Origin of the sequence: Paenisporosarcina sp. TG20 (assembly GCF_000286315.1) — a bacterium.
Lineage (GTDB): Bacteria > Bacillota > Bacilli > Bacillales_A > Planococcaceae > Paenisporosarcina.
Genome location: NZ_ALJG01000130.1, coordinates 1 through 4,709, shown reverse-complemented (window position 1 = coordinate 4,709; position 4,709 = coordinate 1). Strand labels below are relative to the sequence as shown.

4 protein-coding genes are annotated in these 4,709 nt (G+C 36.7%); 2 read left to right on the top strand and 2 right to left on the bottom strand.

Going from position 1 to position 4,709, the window contains the following annotated elements:
* Nucleotides 1–289: 289 nt before the first annotated feature.
* Together B371_RS22320 and B371_RS0101380 are read right to left on the bottom strand one after the other, a co-directional pair.
* Nucleotides 290–919 carry a hypothetical protein gene (locus B371_RS22320; RefSeq protein WP_019412533.1) on the bottom strand — a complete coding sequence of 210 codons (630 nt, stop codon included), beginning with the start codon at nucleotides 917–919 and terminating at the stop codon, nucleotides 290–292.
* 179 nt (nucleotides 920–1,098) lie between these two features.
* Nucleotides 1,099–1,746, bottom strand: coding sequence for a hemolysin III family protein (locus B371_RS0101380; protein WP_019412532.1), 648 nt, complete (start codon nucleotides 1,744–1,746; stop codon nucleotides 1,099–1,101).
* A gap of 141 nt (nucleotides 1,747–1,887) precedes the next feature.
* Between B371_RS0101380 and B371_RS0101375 the strand changes: the two genes are divergently transcribed.
* Both B371_RS0101375 and recQ read left to right on the top strand, forming a co-directional pair.
* Nucleotides 1,888–2,490 (top strand): DUF1836 domain-containing protein, encoded by a 603-nt coding sequence (locus B371_RS0101375; RefSeq protein WP_019412531.1) that lies wholly within the window; start codon nucleotides 1,888–1,890, stop codon nucleotides 2,488–2,490.
* Between the two features lie 42 nt (nucleotides 2,491–2,532).
* The gene (gene recQ / locus B371_RS0101370; protein WP_019412530.1) at nucleotides 2,533–4,287 is read left to right on the top strand and encodes a DNA helicase RecQ; all 1,755 of its coding nucleotides are present in this window, start codon (nucleotides 2,533–2,535) and stop codon (nucleotides 4,285–4,287) included.
* The last annotated feature ends 422 nt before the right edge of the window (nucleotides 4,288–4,709 follow it).

The window sequence follows — 4,709 nt, the reverse complement described above, 5'->3', positions numbered from 1 at the left end:
TTACTCGTCGCAAAGATACTGCTTTGTGGCCAGCATTTTTCCTGCGGGCTTTTCAGCTCATGCTGTTCCCACTGGAGTCGCCGCATTGCGCTACAATCAAACGATACCTGTCTAAAATTAACGAATAACAATTAAATGTTCGTGTGTATTATTTAATTGAGGAGTTATGAAATTGACTCAGTTAGTAAAAAAATATGAAAAAAGGACGACAAAAAGTCAAGATTAATGACTTTTTTAACGCCCTCTATTTTTCCTAGGAATTATACTATCTTAGTACCAAACTCATTCCTTATCTGTAGAAGTCTGGCATTGTTAAAGGGAATCCATCTTGATCTTGGTAGTAAGGATTTTCAATAGGTAATTCAACTTGATCAGAATAATTTGGCATCCAAAAAGACTGGCTTACTTGGTTTGGAGAAGTCAAATTTCCAAAAGACGGTTGCGATTGAATCGGGTAGTTTCGAGTTCCATAAGGCATGTGATTTTGACCATAGCTTTGAGTGTTAAGAGGCGATCCACCTTGACCAGGATAGTTTGGAGTCCCAAGAGGCGATCCACCTTGACCAGGATAGTTTGGAGTCCCAAAAGGCGATCCACCTTGGTCTGGATAGTTTGGAGTCCCAAAAGGCGATCCACCTTGACCTGGATAGTTCTGAGTTCCGAAAGGCGATCCACCTTGGTCTGGATAGTTTGGAGTTCCGAAAGGCGATCCACCTTGGCCTGGATAATTTGGAGTCCCAAAAGGCGATCCACCTTGACCAGGATAGTTGTGAGTTCCGAAAGGCGGTACACCTTGACCTGGATAATTTGGCGTTCCGAATACTGATTGATCTTGACCTTGACCTTGATAATTGTATGTTCCAAAAGGCGGATTATTTTCACCTTGGAATTGAAAATTAGGGGGAAAGCGATTAACCAAAAAATTACCTCCTTAGTTCATTCAAGTCATTATATGAGAGGACTATATAATAGTTTGGGGGTATTCAATGTAACGAATAAAAAGTGTCAGGATACCTACGCTTGTCCAATTTAAACCAAACGCGATGTCCTTAACACTAGTGTGACAAGAAAATATTATGTTTTCATAGAGGTAAGACTTTAAATCACATACAAATATATGCACAAGAAGTGTGAAAGTGTTCCAAGTAGGATGAAAATATGAAAAATCTCATGAAAGCCTAAGTATTTGGATTGCAGAAAGTTTGGTTTTGCTCCGTAAATAATGCCACCAATAGTGTACATCAAACCACCTAAAACGAGCAGCCAAAGACCTGGTTCACTTAATGTATCAGAGAGTGGAGAAACCAGAAAAACAATAATCCAACCCATGCCGATATAGAGTGCTGTGGATAGCCATCTTGGGGAATTGAACCATACCATTTTAAACAAGATGCCCACAAGTGCAATAACCGAAACAATTGAAAATAAGATTTCGCCAGTGGGACCTTTTAGTGCAATTAAACAAAATGGTGCATATGATCCTGCTATTAATAAAAATATCATGGAATGGTCAAGTCTTCTTAAAAAAGCTATGACACTATCTTTAGCGATGACCATGTGATATGTAGCAGATGTTGCGTACAATAAAATCATACTAATACCAAAAATAGAGACGGCAGCAGTTTGAGAAACAGGTGCATTACTCATCGACGTCTTAATCAGCATGGAAATTAAAGCAACAACAGAAAGAACAGCACCAAATAAATGTGACAAACCATTAAATGGTTCTCGAATATATGTACGCAAAGTAATACCCCCATATTTGTAAGTAGTTATCTATACTATGTGTAATGATATAACTATGCCATAATCTAGTCAATGTTTATGATTCGTGTTTTTATGTTACACTTATCCTATTAAAAGTAAATGAAAACAGAGGGATGTCAAATGGATAATATACAAAAAATAATTGATAAACTTTCTCTGGAAACAAATATGTCACTTCATGAAATGCCTGATATAGACTTATATATGGATCAAGTGATTCAACTGTTTGATAATACTTTTAAAAACACCAAACGCAATGATAAGGAAAAAATTTTAACAAAAACCATGATAAATAACTATGCAAAAGGGAAACTCTTCATCCCTATTAAAAACAAAAAGTATTCAAAGGAACATCTCATCTTAATTAACTTAGTGTATCAACTAAAAGGAGCTTTATCCATCAACGACATCAAAGTCACTTTAACTAGTATTAATAATAAACTAACAAACGAAGACTTTGAAATGGAAAAATTCTACACTAGTGTTCTTGCAATTCATCAAAGAAATGCGATAGATTTCGAACAGGAATTTTTAAAACGAGCCGATGACGTACATAACGAAGTCGACAAAATGGATGATTATGAAACTAAGAAATTAGAGAAAATTCTCCTAATCACATCGCTCGTTAATAGTAGTAATTCTTACCGCAAAGCAGCGGAAATGTTAATAGACGATTTAAAAGAAGAAACCAATTCGATGGCTGACATTACAGATAATAATTAATATATATAAGTGCCTAGCACTAACAAAGAAGGAGTGACATATGTGCTAGAACAAGCGAGAAAGTATTTGCAAACCTACTTTGGTTATGAAACATTTCGGACCGGCCAAGAACAAGTGATTAAACAAATTCTAAACGGTGATAATTCAATTTGCGTGATGCCTACGGGGGGCGGGAAATCGATTTGCTATCAAATTCCTGCACTAGTATTAGAAGGTACTACAATTGTAGTTTCTCCGTTAATTTCTTTAATGAAAGATCAAGTGGATACATTACTAGAAGCGGGAATACATGCAGCGTATATAAACAGTTCACTTAGCCATAAAGAAGTAAGAGAAGTGCTCTATGATGTGCAACGCGGTGCTGTCAAACTTTTATATATCGCTCCAGAGCGTTTGGATTCAACCACATTCTTAAATGAACTAAGGGATATACCAGTACCACTCATTGCAGTAGATGAAGCCCATTGTATATCCCAATGGGGTCATGACTTCCGACCAAGTTACCGCTTGATTAGTCGATTGGCTGAGCTTTTTCCAAACACACCAACTGTGCTTGGATTAACTGCAACCGCGACTCCTCAAGTGCGTGAAGATATTTGTCGTATACTCCATATAACTGAAGAAAATACTGTGATGACTGGATTTGAACGGCCTAATTTAACTTTCTCAGTCATACGCGGCCAAGACCGAGAAAAGTTTGTTAAAGACTATGTCATGCAAAATGAAAATGAATCAGGCATTATATATGCAGCAACACGTAAAACGGTGAATCATATTTACGAAATGCTTCATAAACGTGGTGTAAGTGTAGCTAAATATCATGGTGGGATGATGGATGAAGATCGCACTTACGAGCAAGAACGATTTTTAAAAGATGAGGTTCAAGTGATGGTAGCGACGAATGCATTTGGAATGGGGATTGATAAATCGAACATTCGGTATGTCATCCATTATCAACTACCCAAAAACATGGAAAGTTATTACCAAGAGGCAGGACGAGCAGGACGAGACGGATTGCCAAGTGCGTGTATTATGCTATATGCATCTCAAGATGTTCAAACTCAACGATTCTTAATCGACCAAGCACAAGATCCTAGTAGAATTCCCGGGGAACTAATTAAGCTACAAGGGATGGTAGACTATTGTCATACCGAAAATTGTTTACAACAATTTATCATTCACTATTTTGGGGACACTCATATAGATACTTGTGAACAATGTAGTAATTGTACAGATCAACGTGAAAGTTTAGATGTTACACAAGACGTACAAATGGTTCTTTCATGTGTTATTCGGATGGGACAAAAATTTGGAAAGTTGTTGACTGCTCAAGTGCTGACAGGATCTCAAAACAAGAAAATATTTGAATTTGGATTCGACAAACTATCTACTTATGGCATTTTAAAACATTATAACGCCAAAGAAGTAGCAAACTTAATGGAGTTTATGATTTCTCAAGATTTATTAGCTATAAAACAGGGTTCATTTCCAACAATATTTGTAAACGAACAGAGTAAAGATGTGTTAAAAGGCAATCGGAAAGTGTTACGTAAAGGAGCTATCGTAACGCAGCGTATAGCAGACAATGATCCGTTATTTGAAGAACTGCGGTTACTACGTAAACAATTAGCTGAAGCATCAAATGTACCTCCATTTGTTATTTTCTCAGACAAAACATTGAAAGATATGTGCGCTAAACGACCAAAATCAAATGATGAGTTTTTAGAAGTCAGTGGTGTTGGTGCGAATAAGTTGGAGAAGTACGGCGAATCATTTTTATCTGTTATTAATCAATAACTTAACTTTTACACCCAATAAGTCTTAATGAGATTTTGGCTCCTTCACAAGGTCCCTTCGCTTCTTGGACTTTTTCGCGAATTATTTTGATGAATGACGTAATCTAGACTTAAGCAATGAATCGAACATCTTCAAGATGTCAAAAAGCAGAAAAACAAAAAATTCTACTACGCTTTTTAAGCCTAGTTAAATCGATATTTATTGCCTGTAAAAAAGGGATGAGCAAAGTGAAACTTCGCTCATCCCTTTTTTTCTTGAGGTTATAGTGCAGTAGGATTGCCGTCCAAAGCAACCCGAAAACGGAGGGCGATACAGTTTGATATATTCTTTTCAACTAATCATAAAATGATTTGTGCTTTCTTAAAGGACCAGGCGTACTTACCCGGTTTTTCTTAAAAGATAAGAAACCACCATGGCTTACG